Source organism: Streptococcus porcorum (assembly GCF_053203725.1).
In genome coordinates this window covers 1-16273 of the sequence record NZ_JBRUDG010000040.1, presented here as the reverse complement: position 1 = coordinate 16273, position 16273 = coordinate 1, and the positions used below count along the sequence as shown (strand labels likewise).

Annotated in this window: 14 protein-coding genes and 3 pseudogenes; 11 read left to right on the top strand and 6 right to left on the bottom strand. The window is 34.4% G+C overall.

Features of this window, described 5'->3' with window-relative positions; translation table 11 throughout:
• Positions 1-156, top strand: a 156-nt coding sequence (locus ACVRWY_RS08655) for a transposase (protein WP_447455792.1), incomplete at its 5' end; no start/stop codon positions are given.
• Positions 157-398: 242 nt separating this feature from the next.
• On the opposite strand, the gene ntdP is transcribed toward ACVRWY_RS08655, so the two are convergent.
• The 3 genes from ntdP to ACVRWY_RS08640 all read right to left on the bottom strand — a co-directional run bounded on the left by ntdP (position 399) and on the right by ACVRWY_RS08640 (position 2251).
• Positions 399-932, bottom strand: coding sequence for a nucleoside tri-diphosphate phosphatase (gene ntdP / locus ACVRWY_RS08650; protein WP_354369805.1), 534 nt, complete (start codon positions 930-932; stop codon positions 399-401).
• Between the two features lie 281 nt (positions 933-1213).
• The gene (gene recX, locus ACVRWY_RS08645; RefSeq protein WP_354369804.1) at positions 1214-1990 is read right to left on the bottom strand and encodes a recombination regulator RecX; all 777 of its coding nucleotides are present in this window, start codon (positions 1988-1990) and stop codon (positions 1214-1216) included.
• 48 nt (positions 1991-2038) lie between these two features.
• Positions 2039-2251, bottom strand: coding sequence for a KTSC domain-containing protein (locus ACVRWY_RS08640; RefSeq protein WP_354369803.1), 213 nt, complete (start codon positions 2249-2251; stop codon positions 2039-2041).
• Positions 2252-2517: 266 nt separating this feature from the next.
• Between ACVRWY_RS08640 and rlmD the strand changes: the two are divergent.
• A pseudogene (gene rlmD / locus ACVRWY_RS08635) lies at positions 2518-3867 on the top strand (23S rRNA (uracil(1939)-C(5))-methyltransferase RlmD); the annotation flags it as partial.
• A 320-nt stretch (positions 3868-4187) separates the two neighbouring features.
• Here rlmD and ACVRWY_RS08630 read toward each other — a convergent pair.
• From ACVRWY_RS08630 to ACVRWY_RS08620, 3 genes and pseudogenes are all read right to left on the bottom strand, one after another.
• Positions 4188-5087, bottom strand: a complete 900-nt coding sequence (locus ACVRWY_RS08630; RefSeq protein WP_447455791.1) for a hypothetical protein — start codon at positions 5085-5087, stop codon at positions 4188-4190.
• 27 nt (positions 5088-5114) lie between these two features.
• The gene (locus ACVRWY_RS08625) at positions 5115-5660 is read right to left on the bottom strand and encodes a plasmid recombination protein (RefSeq protein WP_354369801.1); all 546 of its coding nucleotides are present in this window, start codon (positions 5658-5660) and stop codon (positions 5115-5117) included.
• Between the two features lie 1240 nt (positions 5661-6900).
• A pseudogene (locus ACVRWY_RS08620) lies at positions 6901-7002 on the bottom strand (IS3 family transposase); the annotation flags it as partial.
• 122 nt (positions 7003-7124) lie between these two features.
• Between ACVRWY_RS08620 and ACVRWY_RS08615 the strand changes: the two are divergent.
• The 9 genes and pseudogenes from ACVRWY_RS08615 to ACVRWY_RS08575 all read left to right on the top strand — a co-directional run bounded on the left by ACVRWY_RS08615 (position 7125) and on the right by ACVRWY_RS08575 (position 16132).
• Complete coding sequence (locus ACVRWY_RS08615; protein ID WP_354369800.1) at positions 7125-7739, top strand: CadD family cadmium resistance transporter; 615 nt, start codon at positions 7125-7127, stop codon at positions 7737-7739.
• A gap of 11 nt (positions 7740-7750) precedes the next feature.
• Positions 7751-8089: a Cd(II)/Zn(II)-sensing metalloregulatory transcriptional regulator CadX gene (gene cadX / locus ACVRWY_RS08610; RefSeq protein WP_000711078.1), complete on the top strand. Its 339-nt coding sequence runs from the start codon at positions 7751-7753 to the stop codon at positions 8087-8089.
• A 464-nt stretch (positions 8090-8553) separates the two neighbouring features.
• A complete protein-coding gene (locus tag ACVRWY_RS08605) occupies positions 8554-9003 on the top strand; it encodes a CopY/TcrY family copper transport repressor (protein WP_024378136.1) in 450 nt (149 codons plus the stop codon).
• Positions 9004-9020: 17 nt separating this feature from the next.
• Positions 9021-10463: a multicopper oxidase family protein gene (locus ACVRWY_RS08600; RefSeq protein WP_435533041.1), complete on the top strand. Its 1443-nt coding sequence runs from the start codon at positions 9021-9023 to the stop codon at positions 10461-10463.
• Between the two features lie 8 nt (positions 10464-10471).
• Positions 10472-10609, top strand: a pseudogene (locus ACVRWY_RS08595) (CopY/TcrY family copper transport repressor); the annotation flags it as partial.
• Between the two features lie 19 nt (positions 10610-10628).
• The gene (locus ACVRWY_RS08590; RefSeq protein WP_354369799.1) at positions 10629-12758 is read left to right on the top strand and encodes a heavy metal translocating P-type ATPase; all 2130 of its coding nucleotides are present in this window, start codon (positions 10629-10631) and stop codon (positions 12756-12758) included.
• 222 nt (positions 12759-12980) lie between these two features.
• Positions 12981-13415 (top strand): hypothetical protein, encoded by a 435-nt coding sequence (locus ACVRWY_RS08585; protein ID WP_024378133.1) that lies wholly within the window; start codon positions 12981-12983, stop codon positions 13413-13415.
• A gap of 503 nt (positions 13416-13918) precedes the next feature.
• Positions 13919-15595, top strand: coding sequence for a recombinase family protein (locus ACVRWY_RS08580; RefSeq protein ID WP_354369798.1), 1677 nt, complete (start codon positions 13919-13921; stop codon positions 15593-15595).
• A 9-nt stretch (positions 15596-15604) separates the two neighbouring features.
• Positions 15605-16132: a P-loop NTPase family protein gene (locus ACVRWY_RS08575; RefSeq protein WP_354369797.1), complete on the top strand. Its 528-nt coding sequence runs from the start codon at positions 15605-15607 to the stop codon at positions 16130-16132.
• Positions 16133-16273: the final 141 nt, after the last annotated feature.

Below are 16273 nucleotides of genomic sequence, written 5' to 3'. Positions count from 1 at the left end.
TATTCCAACGCTAAACTGGAAGCGACCAATAAACTCATCAAGGACATCAAGAGACAGGCTTTCGGGTTTAGAAACTTTAAGAACTTTAAAACAAAGATTTACATCGCTTTGAGTATTGAAAAAGAGAGAACGAATGTCGTCCTCTCTAGGTGTTAGCTTTTTTATCTATCCACTACAGTTGACAAAGAGCCAAAGATTAAGGAGTCTAAATGTTAAAGAAAGAGAGATAGTCTTATAAGGGAAGTTTCGTCATTTGACTACGGTCGAGAAAGTCCTGTTCATAAAAGTAATTTTTTGTATCTCATTTTATGAGCTAGTACTTTTTTAAAGAATACAGAATTCTCTTTCTATAGTTTTGATGTGATTTATGGTAAAAAAGGGATGTAATCGTGACAACTTTATCGTTTTTTCAATTCAAGATAACGTTTATACCAAATTGAGACATAGGATTCTGAGAATGGTCCTTTACCTTTATTGATCCAATCAACTAAAATTTTAACATGTTCTTTTAAAATATAGTCCATTTCTGTAGGGTATCCCATCTTTTTTTTATGAAGCTCATACTCGTCAACATCAAGAAGTTTCTTTTCGCCATCGGCAAAAACTTTAACATCTAGATCGTAATCGATGTATTTTAGTGCTTCTTGATCTATAATGTGAGGACTTGCTATGTTGCAATAGTAGGAAACACCATTATCTCGAATCATTGCAATGATGTTAAACCAATATTTTTTATGAAAATAGACAATAGCGGGCTCTCTGGTAACCCAGCGTCTGCCATCACTTTCAGTGACTAAAGTATGGTCATTTACTCCTATTACAGCGTTTTCTGTAGTTTTTAGTACCATGGTATCACGCCAAGTACGATGGAGTGTGCCATCATGTTTATAGCTTTGAATTGTAATAAAGTCGCCTTCCTTAGGTAATTTCATGTGTATCTACTTTCTAAAAAGACGTTTATCTGTTTCAGTATAGCATATTTCAATAAAAATAGCATCCTTTTTGTTGAAAGTAGCTATAAATATTTGTAATCTTACCATAAACGTGAGACTCCTAGAAGTCAAAAAGAAATCTTCTCATGATTAGCATGTCATAAAAGCTTCACTACTTGCTATACATCCTAGAGACGCACCACTAGGATGTTAAAACTTATCGAAATAGCGTCTTGTACCTTGTTAATAATGTGAGAACTAAATGGCCATTCTAAAGAACGCTATAAATATTCTTTTAGAGCTTGTTTGATCTTTGAGAAATCATATCCTTTTCTAGAAAGATTTTGTAGAATGTGTTGTTGTAAGTCATATCCATCGTAGCGACGGCTTAATTTTCGATAGACTTTATCTAGATCTTTATAAATTAATTCCTCTTCTAATTCGTCATCTTCTTGGATTTCTAAGTTTTGGACAGCAGCTTTGCTTTCTGAAAGGCTGAACCCTTTTGCTAAGAGTTGTTGAATGATTTTATCTTTTAGTGCTTTGTAAGGAAGCTTATCTTGATATTTGCGTAAGCTTTTTTCAGCTAATTGCTGACTCAGCTGACTGCTGTCATAATCTTTTAATAAAGAAGTGATGATATCTGTGTCAATGCCTTTTTCTTTGAGTTTTTGAGAAAGAATGTAGGGCCCTTTATTACCATTATGGAGATTCTGACTGAGGTAATTTTTTGCATAACGTAAGTCGTTAATCCAATTTTCTTTTTCCAAAACAGTGATAATTCTAGGAATATATCGTGCTTCAATTCCTTGTTTTTTGAGGTAATCTTGAATTTCTTTCTTGCTTCTTTGTTTGAAAGACAGATAGTAAATAGCTCGATTTTTTCCGTGTGAAAATTGGGCGAAGTCTTTAATCTTATCAAGTGTAGGTTGGTCGAGTTCCATTTGTTTAGTTAACATGAAGTGTACAATGGTGTCTTCTGTGACATAGAGCTGATCAGTATGATCAATTTCTAATAAGTAGAGATGTTTTTTCTTTTCAATTTTTGTGATTTTCATAGTATTTATTATAGCAAATTTCTACTTTTAACTGTTTTTTTGTTATTTTTAAAGGTTATGGCCTTTTACTTTCGTGAATGGATGTGATTTTCCGATGAGCCTAATCTTTTTATCAATTGATCCTGTAGTGGCACGGATGTATTCTTCTTCAGAAACATCATGATACTGGTGAATTAAGCCAGAGTGGTATTCTACTTCTAAAATGTTATTTTCCCAACCAATTGATTTGATCATACGGGCCGTTACATATTTTCTCTGCATTGGAGCTCTCCTACTAGTAGTTTGATGATATAAGAAAGATTGACCTCTCATTGTACTTTTATATGTTGATAGGGAGGTTTTACAAGATTATATCAAGATTTTTAATGGTATGTGTAATGTTTTGTTTAAAATGAAAAATAGGAGTCCTTATTCTATGAAAATATATGGAATCGACCAAATCATTTTCTAGAGAAGGGTAGGAAATACATGTCCAAACTTTTGTGGTAGAATAAGTAAGAAGAAAATTTTTTAAGAAGGTTAATAAGATGATATTAAAGCTCAAGCAACGTATTCCTTTGAAAATAAAGCGGATGGGAATCAATGGTGAGGGGATTGGTTTTTATAAGAAAACCTTGGTTTTTGTGCCAGGTGCTTTAAAAGGTGAGGAGGTTTTTTGTCAAGTCACAGCAGTAAAACGCAATTTTGTTGAGGCTAGGTTACTAAAAATTAACAAAGTCTCTCCTTTTCGAGTAGATCCTGCTTGCTCCATTTATGAGGAGTGTGGCGGGTGTCAATTGATGCATCTGCGATATGATAAACAATTAGAGTTTAAGACAGATGTTTTAGCGCAAGCATTAAAGAAATTTAAGCCAGAAGGGTATGAGAGTTTTCATTTAAAACCTACACTTGGGATGGAAAAACCAGTGCATTATCGTGCTAAATTGCAGTTTCAAATTCGACAATTTGGACAATCCCTTAAAGCAGGTCTGTTTGCAGAAGGCTCACATCGTTTAGTAGAGATTAGGGACTGTTTAGTACAGGATCAAGATACCCAAGCTATCATTAATGCCGTCGTTAACTTATTGGATAAGTATCAAATTCCAATTTATAATGAACGGAAAATTCAAGGGATTCGGACGGTAATGGTCAGAAAAGCTCAAGCAAGTGGACAGATTCAATTAATCTTTGTTACGAGTAAGGAGGTTCGTTTAGGGCCTTTAATCAAGGAGCTTACTGAGGCATTTTCCGATATTAAAACTATTGCGGTTAATTATAATCGTAGTAAGACGAGTGAAATCTATGGTGTAGAGACGGAGATTATTTGGGGGGATGATGCTATTTTTGAAGAGGTTTTAGATTATAGCTTTGCATTATCTCCTAGGGCTTTCTATCAGCTTAATCCTAAACAGACACAGATTTTATATGCTGAAGCTGTCAAGGCGCTTGATGTGACGGCAGAAGATGATTTAATTGATGCTTATTGTGGTGTGGGGACAATTGGATTTGCTTTTGCCAATACAGTGAGGTCTGTGAGAGGGATGGATATTATTCCAGAAGCTATCGCAGATGCGAAGCGAAATGCGGCTAGTATGGGCTTTCAAAATACTTATTATGAAGCAGGTTTAGCAGAGGAGCTTATTCCTAAGTGGTATAGTGAAGGCTATCGTGCCTCAGCATTAGTGGTTGATCCCCCTCGCACAGGCTTAGATGAAAAGTTGTTAGGAACTATTTTAAAATATCAACCTGAAAAAATGGTCTATGTGTCTTGTAATGTGTCAACACTGGCAAGAGATTTAGTGAAACTTGTGGGGATTTATGAGGTCGTCTATATCCAATCAGTAGATATGTTTCCGCACACTGCACGAACCGAGGCGGTTGTAAAATTGTCCAAACGAGATATCAACCATCATATTGATCTTGAAATCAATGAAGAAGATCTCAAAGATATTTCTGTCAAGAAGGATGCCACTTATTCAGAAATCAAAGATTATGTCTTTAGAAAATTTGAATTAAAAGTATCTACCCTTAACATTGCACAAGTAAAAAGGAAACTTGGGATAATCGAGCGAGAGAACTATAATCACTCTAAGAAAGAAAATCAAAGAGTTCCAAATTGTCCACCCAAAAAAGAACAAGCTATCATCGATGCGTTAACTTGGTTTGGAATGATTGAGTAATTAAATAAATTAAAAAGTGCAGAATTGATCTGCACTTTTTAACGTTCATAATCATTTGTATTGCGATTTTTACTTATTTGTTTTTGGTGTAATTTTTTGTGTTTTTCGATGCGTTCAAATACTTTTTTCTTATCATTTTCAGTGAGATAGTTTTGAAAATCTTCGTATAGGTTCATTGCAGGCTGCACTTCCTTCAATAGCGAATCCATTTTTTTCTCCGCTTCTTTTTGTTCAGCAATGCGTACTGACCTCTCATGTTGAAGTTGTACTCTAGCTCTTTTCAATTCACCAGTCAATTGGCTAATTTTCTTTTTTAATCCTTTGACAATACTATTGTTAAAGACTTTATCAATAAAATCGTCTAAAATTTGTTTCATAGGTTTGGTATTTACTTGGTATAACATTTTTTCAAAAATTTTTAAAGGTACAACTGCAAATTTTTCTTTTTTTCCAATTAGTCCACGTTCCTCTACTTTAAAGTCCTTGGTAAATAGGTAATTCTTATCCTCTTTAATTCCAATATCCTTTAATAATTGTTCGTTGATAGCATTTATAGCTTTTTCTTGAGCTAATAGTAATTCTAGTTTATCAGTTTTAGCTTCAAACTTTTCATCTAACTTATTAACAGACTCTTGTTTTGAATGGATGACATTATCATATTGTTCAATTGATTGTGTTTTTCTATCAATCTCTTTTTCAAGTGTATTCAACTTCTCTTTCTTTTTTGCAAATTCTTTTTCTACGTTTGAGACCTCAGAAGTGATTTCAGCTTTAATCTCATTCAGTTTCTTTTCTTTTTCCTCCTCAAGTTCAGCCATCATTTCTTTATACTCACGCATGTCTTTAATATTGTTCGTGCCTTCTTTTTTACGTTCAACCGCCATTTCTTTTAACATGTCCTCAAGGACTTTAATTTCGTTGTTACGATAAGGCATCAATTGAAACTTTCCTTTTTCTGTAAATCCCTATTGCTTCAATGCTTTTGAAAAGCTTGGTTGTTTTGAAAGACCATTTTTGTAACCAGTTGCGACAGGAACTACATTTAAATGTAAATGCGGAGCACCTTTTCCATCCCAATGCACTACTGCATTATAAACACGGAAATGTGGATGACGTTTTTCGAAATCTTGTGCATATTTAGCTAAATATATCCCTATGTTGAGTTTATATCCTTCTGGTAATTCATCCCAATCCGCTTTTGATCCAATACCAATGATAAACTCTCTCTGTTGATCTAAGGTATCAAGTTTACCAACATGTTTATAATAATCCTTGATTTTTCGATCATTTCTTATCTGCTTTTCATTGTATTCCTTCAAAGCAGGCCCGAATTCCTTTTCATATAGTTCTCGAATATCTAATTGTTTCACTACAATATTTTGATGACTTTTATCTCTAAGAATATGTGAATGTTCTAGGCTATTCCATTCTTTTTCTGTTAAATCTCGATTATTATGTCGAATGTTTGTCATTCTCGGATTTGTTTTAAATGAAATAGTTAATTTTGGCATCACGTATACTCCTTAAAAATTTTTCTTTAATACAGTATGCCTTAAAAACTCATTTTAAAAATTTGAGAATGAATTTATTGGGAACTATCCCTGAACCAAGTAATTAATTACTGATGTTTTATTCTTTAGGACTGAAATCTATGGAGACCAATCTCTTACTATTAGAATGAAATTGACACCTTAACGAGTCCATTATAGAAAAATGTATTGACTATTTAAGTAATCCATATTTAAGCGATTAATGGTTTTGTATAGTTGACCATTTTGGCTGTAATAATGGATTCATAAATTACTCCATGATTGAAAAACATTGGCTAATAAAGTAATCCATGTTTGTAAAATAAAAGGCCAAGTAAAGTAGTCCATAATTGTATAATATATGGCTGAATAAACTAGTCCATATTCTCTAAATTAATGGACTAATTAAAGAAGCCCATATTTTCAAAAATAGCGGACCAATAAAGTAATCCATTCTTTAACAGATAATGGTTTTATAAAGTTACCCATTATGACTTAAAAAATGGATAGATAAATGACCCCATTATTTTTGTAGAAAAGTGATTATTTAAGATTGGTATCTTAATTTCTAAATTATCAATATCTTAAAATTTTGTGTTATGATTGCTCGAATAGCGAACAACGGCGAGGCGCTCCGCTATTCCTCGCCAAATAAATTAGACTCAATGATTTTCATTAAAAAATTTGAGAAGCAAGTAACAGAGGTTTTTGTTACTTTTTGTCAAAAAGTAACGTTTTTGTAGTTTTGACAACCCTACGGTTCATCAAAACTACAAACGCTCTGCCGAGGGCTATGGGTTGCACCCCTTTTTTGACCCTCACGGTTCAAAAAATTCACTGCTTTTTCGGCCCACAAAAGTGGCCTCGAAAAAATCGGCGCGAACTACGCACCGAAAAAATTGCTTCACGCAATTTTTGCTTGCCCATCTTTTGCTAACAAAATAATTTCAGCTGCGCTAAAATTATCAGCAAAAAATGGTCTTCGCCCGTCGCACGAATCAACGTGCGATTTGTCCGCGAACAGCGCAGACAAAAAAGAGAGAGCTTATAACTCCCTCCCATGCTTATTAACTAGGCTATTACTCTAGTTAATGTTTGCAATTAGACATATATTCATCATACGAGATTTCCAATGGCTCATAAATCGAAATAGTTTTAAGCTCAATCAACGGTCGTGGGACTGACCCCAAAAAAGTGAGAATTTAATAAAAACACCCTAGGGCTACCGTCTCCGGTATTCAACCGGAGACAGGTAGTCCAATTTTTGTTGGATTCTTTTTTCATTATAATATTTGATGTAATTTTCTACAATTTGAATTACAATATATTTCTGAAACTACACAATACAAATATTGACATGCAATTATTAATTGGTGGATTTTAAGTTGACATCTATAAAGTTTAATGTTAGAATACATTCAAAAATATATTTGAATGAAGTGTTTTATGATTCAAAATATTGTTACTTCAATAATCCTGTATTCTGGGACAGCCGTAGACTTACTTATTATCCTAATGTTATTTTTTGCCAAAAGAAAAAGCAGAAAAGACATCATTAACATCTATTTAGGACAATTTCTAGGCTCTGTTAGTCTAATATTGCTAAGTTTGCTTTTTGCATTTGTCTTAAATTATATTCCTAGTAAAGAGATTTTAGGTTTACTCGGTTTGATTCCAATTTTCCTAGGCCTCAAAGTTTTGCTTTTAGGAGATTCTGATGGAGAAGCTATTGCAAAAGATGGTTTGCGAAAAGACAATAAAAACCTGATTTTTCTAGTCGCTATGATTACTTTTGCAAGTTGTGGCGCTGACAATATTGGTGTCTTTGTCCCATATTTTACCACCTTAAATTTAGCGAATTTGATAGTGACTTTACTGACCTTTCTAGTCATGATTTATCTCTTGGTTTTCTCTGCCCAAAAATTGGCACAAATCCCTTCTGTTGGAGAAACTTTGGAAAAATATAGCAAATGGTTTATTGCCGTTGTTTATTTAGGATTGGGGATATATATCCTGATTGAAAACAACAGTTTTGACATGCTATGGGCTGTGTTAGGCTAGGAGAAAAAATTATGAAAAAAGATAGTATCTGTCAAGTGGATGTTATAAATCAACAAAATGTTACAACCGCAACGAACTACCTTGAAAAGGAAAAAGTCCAAAAATCACTTCGTATTTTATCAAAATTTACCGATAATAAACAGATAAATATCATCTTTTATCTCCTTGCCGTCGAAGAACTCTGTGTCTGCGATATAGCCTGTTTATTAAATCTCAGTATGGCATCTGCCTCCCACCATCTTCGTAAACTAGCCAATCAAAACATCTTGGACACTAGAAGAGAGGGGAAAATTATATATTATTTTATAAAAGATGAGGAAATCAGAGATTTTTTTAATCAACTAGGATAACAACTATTTTTACTACTTTCTACTTTTCCATGATTATAGGAAGATTATATATGAAATTTTTGATGAAAATTACTCACAAGAAATACCTACTCGTATCAAATGTTTAAGAAAAAAGTATAATTTAAAGCAAAGCGACCTACGATTATATCAGCGTTTACAGACATTCAAGAGAAATCTCTTGGATGTCTTTTTTGGGCTAAAGCAAGGCTATGATTAGCCTTGGCAAATTTGCCTAACAGCTCCAAACCTGCCATCAAATGAAATCGATGACTTATCAGAATGAGTCGTAGCCTTCATCTCACAGTATAGGTAGATGGCTAATTTCATTTTAAAACTTTCAGTTTTAAGGGACTGACCCCAAAAAGTGAGAATTTAATAAAAAGACTTGACAAATTTCGTTTACAATAGTAGACTTATTTTGAACATATTCGTTTACATTTGTAAATGACAAGGAGGAAAGGAAAATGAGCACAATAGAACTTAATACTTCTATCACAGATGCTGAATGGGAAGTAATGCGTGTAGTTTGGGCAAATGATCGAGTAACTAGTAAAATAGTCATCTCTGTATTGAAAGAAAAAATGGACTGGACAGAATCCACTATCAAAACGATCTTAGGTCGATTAGTTGAAAAAGGCGTACTAAATACAGAGCAAGAAGGTAGAAAGTTTATTTACACTGCCAATATTGTAGAGAAAGAAGCCGTAAGGGATTATGCAGAAGATATTTTTAACCGTATTTGCAATAAGAAAGTTGGAAATGTAATAGGAAGCATCATTGAAAATCATGTCTTAAGCTTCGATGATATAGATCGACTAGAGAAAATATTAGAGATAAAAAAATCTTTCGCAGTAGAAGAAGTGGCTTGCAATTGTCCAGAAGGACAATGCGAGTGTCATTTACATCATCATTAACATAAGGAGGAATAAAAATGAGTAAGAATAAACATATGTTATTAGGTATTGGACTTACAGTCGTATTAACTGCAGTTGGATATATTACACTTTTAGAACCAATGATTAGTTATTTTAAAATAAACCAGAGTGCAGTTAATATAGATATTCAAACAAGTAAAACAAAAAGTACACTTCCTATACCACCACTATTAGAGGATAAAAATCCAGATCCTAATATTGCGGATTTTACTTTAGAACCTCAAGAAGGAGAAACTTCATTTTTACCAAATACCAAGACACGAACTATGGGTTACAACGGAAGCTTCTTAGGCCCTGTCATCAGAGTAAGTAAAGGTGAGCAAGTAAATGTGCACGTAAATAACAGGCTAAAAGAAGCAACTACAGTTCACTGGCATGGACTAGAGGTAGAAGGAGAAAAGGATGGGGGCCCTCATCAAGGAATTGAACCAGGAACAACTTGGGAGCCTAGTTTTACAGTAAATCAACAGGCTGCAACATTGTGGTATCATCCGCACTTTGGAGGAAATACTGCTACCCAAGTTTATAAAGGTTTAGCAGGACTATTCTATGTGGATGATGAAGTATCAAAAAGCTTAAGTATTCCTAAGGAATATGGAGTAAATGATATACCTTTAGTAATTCAAGATAGAAGCTTTGGCAAGGACGGCAGTTTTATTTATAATACAAATATGATGGATGGAGCAACAGGGGATACTATCATAGTTAACGGAGCTATTAAACCTAATTTAGAGGTTAATAGAGTCAAGATGAGATTTAGAATAGTTAATGGTGCTAATGCAAGTAACTTTAATTTGAAGTTAGATAATAGAGATGGATTCTATCAAATAGCATCTGATGGTGGATTTTTAGAAAAACCGGTTAGCAAGAGAAATATTATGTTATCACCTGGGGAAAGAGCAGAGATAATAGTGGACTTTTCAAAGTATGAAAAGGGAACGCAGCTATCACTTATGAGTAATAAGGAAGCCATTATGACCTTTAATGTTAAAGGCGATGGGAAAGATGATACTGAAGTACCTAGCACCTTAACGAATATAGAAAGAATGTCAGAAGCACAAGCTACTAAGATAAGAAGCTTTGAGCTTCAAGGTATGGGTCAAATGGTATCAATAAACGGTATAAAGTTTGATATGAATAGAATTGATGAAACAGTGAAGCTTGGAGATACAGAGATTTGGGAAATTACAAACCCAGGATCTATGATGCATGGAATGGGGCACCCATTCCATATTCATGGCACACAGTTTCAAATTCTATCAAGAAACGGTAATGCGCCTTCTCCAGAGGAGAGCGGATGGAAAGATACTGTATATATTGAGGCTAACGAAAAAGTAAGACTTATAGTTAAGTTTAATAAGAAGGGTAGTTATATGTACCACTGTCACATTCTTGAACATGAAGAAGCAGGTATGATGGGACAAATTAAAGTAGAATAATAAATAATATTGAAGATCATGTCTTAAGCTTCGATGATATAGATCGACTAGAAAAAATATTAGAGATAAAAAAATCTTTCGCAGTAGAAGAAGTGGATTGCAATTGTCCAGAAAGACAATGCGAGTGTCATTTACATCATCATTAAGAATAAGGAGGAATTTAAAATGAACAATAACAACAAACATTTATCCCACTGTCACCATAATCATGGCGACATGGATCATTCAAAACATGAGCACGTAAGCACGGAAGAACATGGAGACCATAAGAATCAACATCGAGAACATCATGCTGAGCATGATCACAGCGGGCACAGTGGGCATGACCACAGTGGGCATCACGGAGGGCATGAACACCATCATCACGGTAACTTTAAGGAACTTTTCTTAAAATCATTGCCACTAGGAATCATTATTATGCTCTTATCCCCTATGGCTGGGTTTGACCTACCATTCCAGTTTACTTTTCCATATTCTGATATTGTAGTAGCTATTTTATCTACTATATTAATTATTTATGGTGGACGTCCATTCTATCAAGGCGCAGTTGACGAATTTAAACAAAAAGAACCTGGAATGATGGCTCTAGTTTCTTTAGGTATAAGTGTTTCATATTTATACAGTATTTATGCTGTTATCATTACCTACGTAACGGGTGGACACGTGATGGACTTTTTCTTTGAATTTGCTTCATTATTATTAATCATGTTATTAGGTCACTGGATTGAGATGAAAGCTATTGGAGAAGCAGGAGACGCACAAGCAGCATTGGCTAAGTTGGTACCAAAAGATGCTCACGTTGTGTTAGAAGATGATTCAATTGAAATACGTCCAGTTGCTGACTTACAGGTAGGCGATTTAATTCGTGTTCAAGCCGGAGAAAATGTGCCAGCAGACGGAACTATCGAGCGTGGCGAATCACGTGTAAATGAAGCTCTTTTGACTGGAGAATCAAAAGCAGTTAAAAAAGGTCTTGGCGATGAAGTAATCGGAGGCTCAACAAATGGAGAAGGGGTTCTTTATATTAAAGTGAATGAGACAGGTGATCAATCCTTTATCTCTCAAGTACAGACTTTAATTAGCCAAGCTCAAAGTCAGCCTTCCAGGGCAGAAAATATTGCGCAAAAGGTTGCAGGGTGGCTCTTCTATATTGCTGTTATTGTCGCGCTAATTGCTTTTGTAGTGTGGATGATTATTGGAGATATCCCAACGGCAGTTATATTTACTATTACTACATTAGTTATTGCTTGTCCGCACGCATTGGGTCTGGCTATTCCATTGGTAACCGCCCGAAGCACAAGCTTAGGGGCTAGCCGTGGCTTACTAGTAAAAGACCGCCAAGCCTTAGAAATAGCTCAAGATGCAGATGTGATAATTTTAGATAAAACGGGTACTTTAACAACTGGTGAATTTAAAGTATTAGATGTAAAACTTCTTAATGACAAATATACAAAAGAGGAAATCATTGCCTTATTGGCAGGTATTGAAGGAGGATCTAGCCACCCAATTGCTCAATCAATTATAAGGTTCGCCGAGCAGCAAGATATACGTCCAGCATCTTTTGATTCGATTGATGTGATTTCCGGTTCTGGAGTAGAGGGTAAAGCAGGTGGGCACCGTTACCAATTAATCAGTCAAAAAGCCTATGGACGTAATCTTGATATGGATATTCCAAAAGGAGCAACTCTTAGTGTCTTAGTAGAAAACGATGATGCCATTGGTGCTGTAGCTTTAGGGGACGAATTAAAACCAACGAGTAAAGAGTTAATTAAAGCTCTTAAAAAGAACAATATTCAACCAATTATGGCAACAGGTGATAATGAAAAAGCGGCTCAAGGCGCGGCAGAAGTTTTAGGGATTGAGTATAGATCAAATCAATCTCCACAAGACAAATATGAGTTAGTTAAAACACTTAAAGATGAAGGAAAGAAAGTTATCATGGTAGGTGATGGTGTAAATGATGCTCCTTCTCTTGCCTTAGCAGATGTTGGTATAGCTGTAGGTGCTGGAACTCAAGTTGCATTGGATTCAGCTGATGTCATATTGACTCAATCCGATCCAGGAGATATTGAATCATTCATTGAATTAGCACACAAAACAACTCGTAAAATGAAACAAAACCTATTTTGGGGAGCTGGTTATAACTTTATAGCTATCCCTCTAGCTGCAGGAATTTTGGCTCCTATTGGTATCACATTAAGCCCTGCATTAGGAGGAATCCTAATGTCTGTGTCAACAGTCATCGTCGCCATTAATGCTATGTTATTAAGTTTAGATCCAAAAAATAACGGTTAACAGATCGAATGATTGAAACTCCTTAAAGTATCAAGATACAATAGTTTTACAGGAGAAAAAGAGATGTAAGTACTGGCTCTTTGTAAAATCGTGTTGGTAGAAGTAGACGATTTTTCTACCAACACGATTTTTAATTTATTATAGAACTGATTATTTTTAGGATATAAGTACCTGAAGCATAGAGATGAGTATGGCTATAGTCAAAATAAAGCAGTAACAGCCTTGAAATATATAAATCTATCATTCAAAGAATTGATTTATGAACAATACGATTACTATGTTAAAAAAAATAAGAAAGATCCTTTGGATCGGGCTATCGATTATATGCTGAAATTTCAGAGAACTGATGCAAATTTTGAGATTCCCAAGCTTCTTGCTGTTGTTGATTCTATTCAAAAATATGTTTTTAGCCAATCAAAAATGAAGTGCGGGGACTATAGCGTGTTTGCTTCTTTATTAGAAAATGAACAAGTTGATGAAAGATTACAATTCTTAATTGATTATGGGGTACCTTGTTCAGCAGTCAAGAAAGTAAAATTACCAGAGGAGTTAACTGGTTATCCTAATATTATCCAATATCTAAAGGATAATATTTCGCAAATAAGTTCAAAGCTAATTCCTTATGAAATGAAGTTGATGAATGAGGCAATTTTTTAAGTGGATAATAATTTTTAAAATGTTGACAAGAGTTGTGTTTAATCGTACTGTATATATACTTCTAGTACACATCTAACAATGTTTTAAAACTAAAATCTTTTTACCTTCTGTAAGAAGATTTTTGCATGGAATTAAAACTAATATCAAATTCATTAACGGTTTTTTTATAATTTCCAAAAAATGGCAGAATATAGTTGAGTTATAGAAGGAGTTTATCATGAACTTACATGATTTACATTTCTACAAGCAACTACTTCTGCCTTTTGTAATGAGGAATCAGAGTCAAATAATTTCACTTGGAGGTCATCTATGGATGAACTAGTGAGATTTTTGGAAGAAATGCTTCTGAAATATGGAGACAACATTGATTGCTCAAATTTACCAATCAAGGAAGAAAACCTGTATACTGATGAGTAGTTGCTTGTATTCTTTTCTAAAAAGAGTTAAAATACCCTTAAGATTATAAGGGTATTTTTTGGTCAAACTTTTCAAGGAGAAATTAAATGAAGCGAAAGAAAGCCTATATCTATACAAGGGTATCTACGACTATGCAGGTTGAAGGATTTTCATTAGATGCTCAAGAAGCAAAAATTCAGCAATATGCCAATGCTTTTGATATTGAGATTGTGAAAACCTATCAAGACGCTGGGAAATCTGGTAAAACCATGTTAGGACGAACGGAATTTATGAACATGATATCAGACATCGAAGCAGAGAAAGATAAGGTGGACTATGTACTTGTATTCAAATTATCACGTTTTGGTCGGAATGCTGCGGATACTTTAAAATCTCTAGCTATTATGGAATCTCATGGTGTAAATCTGATTTGCGTTGATGATGGACTGGATAGTTCAAAGGATTCAGGAAAGTTAGTTATTACGATCTTGTCGGCAGTTGCTGAAATGGAAAGAGAGAATATTATTTCTCAAGCTATGGAAGGTCGTAGACAAAAAGCGAGAGCTGGTCAATGGAATGGTGGATTTGCGCCTGTAGGATATTCCCTTGTTAATGGTCAATTACAAGTAAATCATGAAGAAGCTGAATCCGTAAAGATGATTTTTGATTTATTTGCCAACAGTGATATGGGCACTATAGCTATTGCCAAGCATTTAGCCAACCTAGATATAAAGAAACCAATTCGACACAATAGTACGCTTCCATATTTTTCATCAAGTGGCATTGCAAGAATCTTAGACAATCCAGTTTACAATGGAAAAATTGCTTTTGGACGGCGTGAAAGCACTCGAGATAAAATTTCTGGTGAAACGAAAGTCACGCAGTCTGAAAATTATATTCTAACAGACGGAATCCATGAAGCAATTATTGACGATGAGACTTGGAAAAAAGTGAGGAAAAAACGAGAAGCTAATGCCCATAAGTATAAACGTGAGAATCCAAACAAGGGCGATTCTATCTATATACTTTCAGGGTTGATAAAATGTCCATTATGCAATGCTGGGCTTTATGGAAATAAAAGTATCAAGCGAAATAAAAATAAGAAAGATGAATACTATAAAAACTATTACTACTATGCTTGTAAACATAGAAAACATGTAGATGGTCATAAGTGCACATTTAATAAACAGCTTAAAACAGGAAATTTAGACCATGAAGTATTATCAATCATTAGTAAGTTAGTTTCAAGACCTGATTTTGCACGAAAACTTCAAGAAAAAATTAATATTCAGGTTGATACAAGTAGGATAGACAGTGAAATTGAACAATATAAGAGTCTCTTTCGTCAGCTAAATGCAACTAAAATGAATTTAATCCAACAGATTGACACCTTAAATTTTGAAGTTCCTCATTTTCAGCAGAAGTCAATTGATTTAGATATGAGATTAAATACTATTTATGATAAAATAGCAGATGTAGAAACACTAATTGAGACAAGTGAATCTAAACGAGAGGTAATCCTAAAAGATAAAATGACCGCTGACAATATTTATAAAATATTAGTCAATTTTGCATCATTAATGGATGTTATGGAAGATATCGACAAGAAGCGATTGTGTCAGATGTTGATTGAAAAAATCGAGATTTATGATGAAAAAAATGAGGCAGGACGTTGGGTAAAAGCCATTCATTTCAAGCTTCCAATCATTGAGGAAGACTTAGAAATTAGTTTGGACAATAGTACACCGGTTGAGGCAGTTGTGAAATTAGTAAAGAAAGTCTAGGTTTGATCGATGAAACTGATGATTATTGGAAGTCCAGGAACAGGTAAGACAAGTCTGGCTAGACAGATCCAGGAAATCAGAGACTTGCCTTTACTTCATTTAGATAGTATTTTTCATAAAATCAGCGATGAAAAAGAGGCAAGAGAACAACTCAAAAGAGCTATGTTAGAGTTTATGAGGAGCCATGAAGAATGGATCATTGATGGAAACTACGGGGATAGTTTGGAGCTACGTTTTAAAGAAGCAGATACTGTGGTTTGGCTAAAGTCCTCACCTATGATAACCCTCTATCGTGTTTTGAAACGCTCGTTTGATTTTAGGAAGAACAGAGCGAGTAGGCCTGAGATGCCAGAAGAGTTTCAGGAGCATTGGGATAAAGAGTATTTGGATTTTTTGTATTTTGTTTGGACGTATGCTCGTAAACATGATGCCAGGGTAGAGAGCTTGTTAGAAAATTTTTCTGGTCACGTATGGATTTTAAAAAGTCAAAGAGATAAGGTGAATTTTTTACACCAACTGCAAGGATATAAAGAATAGTCATGATAGATTTTTGGGCTCTTTGTCAACTGTAGTGGGTAGATGAAAAGCTAACACCTAGAGAGGACGAAATTCGTTCTCTCTTTCTTTATGTTCAAGGCAATCAAAATCCGTTTTTTAAAGTTTTCAAAGTTCCTGAAA

Excerpts from the sequence above, each read along its gene's own strand:
- ntdP (WP_354369805.1), bottom strand. The coding sequence starts at position 932 with ATGAAATTACCTAAGGAAGGCGACTTTATTACAATTCAAAGCTATAAA.
- recX (WP_354369804.1), bottom strand. The coding sequence starts at position 1,990 with ATGAAAATCACAAAAATTGAAAAGAAAAAACATCTCTACTTATTAGAA.
- ACVRWY_RS08640 (WP_354369803.1), bottom strand. The coding sequence starts at position 2,251 with ATGCAGAGAAAATATGTAACGGCCCGTATGATCAAATCAATTGGTTGG.
- ACVRWY_RS08625 (WP_354369801.1), bottom strand. The coding sequence starts at position 5,660 with ATGCCAAAATTAACTATTTCATTTAAAACAAATCCGAGAATGACAAAC.
- ACVRWY_RS08615 (WP_354369800.1), top strand. The coding sequence starts at position 7,125 with ATGATTCAAAATATTGTTACTTCAATAATCCTGTATTCTGGGACAGCC.
- cadX (WP_000711078.1), top strand. The coding sequence starts at position 7,751 with ATGAAAAAAGATAGTATCTGTCAAGTGGATGTTATAAATCAACAAAAT.
- ACVRWY_RS08605 (WP_024378136.1), top strand. The coding sequence starts at position 8,554 with ATGAGCACAATAGAACTTAATACTTCTATCACAGATGCTGAATGGGAA.
- ACVRWY_RS08600 (WP_435533041.1), top strand. The coding sequence starts at position 9,021 with ATGAGTAAGAATAAACATATGTTATTAGGTATTGGACTTACAGTCGTA.
- ACVRWY_RS08590 (WP_354369799.1), top strand. The coding sequence starts at position 10,629 with ATGAACAATAACAACAAACATTTATCCCACTGTCACCATAATCATGGC.
- ACVRWY_RS08580 (WP_354369798.1), top strand. The coding sequence starts at position 13,919 with ATGAAGCGAAAGAAAGCCTATATCTATACAAGGGTATCTACGACTATG.
- ACVRWY_RS08575 (WP_354369797.1), top strand. The coding sequence starts at position 15,605 with ATGAAACTGATGATTATTGGAAGTCCAGGAACAGGTAAGACAAGTCTG.